This window comes from Mesorhizobium sp. M7D.F.Ca.US.004.01.2.1 (assembly GCF_003997785.1).
GTDB lineage: Bacteria > Pseudomonadota > Alphaproteobacteria > Rhizobiales > Rhizobiaceae > Mesorhizobium > Mesorhizobium loti.
On sequence record NZ_RZRQ01000702.1, the window covers coordinates 1 to 882 of the forward strand.

Annotated in this window: 2 protein-coding genes; both read left to right on the forward strand. The window is 65.0% G+C overall.

The window, feature by feature from the left end; genetic code table 11:
- Positions 1 to 559: SDR family NAD(P)-dependent oxidoreductase (locus tag EN993_RS36290; RefSeq protein WP_164758080.1), on the forward strand; the 559-nt coding region annotated here is incomplete at its 5' end.
- The coding region (locus EN993_RS36295; protein WP_127266279.1) for a MarR family transcriptional regulator at positions 553 to 882 on the forward strand (330 nt) is incomplete at its 3' end. The genes EN993_RS36290 and EN993_RS36295, both read left to right, overlap by 7 nt.

Genomic DNA, 882 nt, shown 5'->3' on the forward strand with positions numbered 1-882 from the left:
TTACGAGAGGGCGCAAGCCGCGCGCGGGCCATTCGACATCGTCGTCGCCAATGCCGGCATGGCCGGCAGCACGCCGGCGCACAAGACCACCCTTGCCGACTGGCAGCGGATACTCGACGTCAATTTGACCGGAGCTTTCCTGACGGTTAAGCCGGCGTTGGCCGGCATGGCCGTTCGCAAGACGGGGCGGATCGTCTTCATCGCTTCGACGGCAGGGCTGAAAGGCTACGCCTATGTCGCGCCTTACGTCGCCGCCAAGCATGGCGTCGTTGGCCTGATGCGGGCTCTTGCCGCCGAAACGGTCAAATCGGGCGTCACCGTCAACGCCGTATGCCCGGGCTTTGTCGAAACCGAAATGCTGGAAGAGTCCATCCAGCGCATCATCGAGAAGACCGGCCGCTCGGTCGAGCAGGCACGGTCGAGCCTTGCCTCGACCAATCCGCAAGGCCGATTCATCCAGCCGCAAGAGGTTGCCGCAGCCGTGCTGTGGCTGTGTGGCGACGCCGCCCAATCGATCACCGGACAGGCGATTTCCATCTCAGGAGGCGAAACATGGTAGCCGGCCCCCTGCCCGCGCCGTCGGGACCCGGCAAGGACCGCTTGAGGCTGTGGATCAGGCTGCTGCGCGCCTCGCGTACGATCGAGGCCGAGCTGCGCGAGCGCCTGAAGAAGGACTTCAACACGACGCTGCCGCGCTTCGATGTGATGGCAGCCCTTTATCGGGTGCCGGAAGGCATGCTGATGAGCGACCTGTCGCGATTCCTGCTGGTGTCCAACGGCAATGTCACCGGCATCGTCGACCGGCTGGTTTCGGAAGGACTTGTCGCCCGCGCGCGGCGCAATGGCGATCGCCGCACCTCGATGGTGCGGCTGACCGAGGAA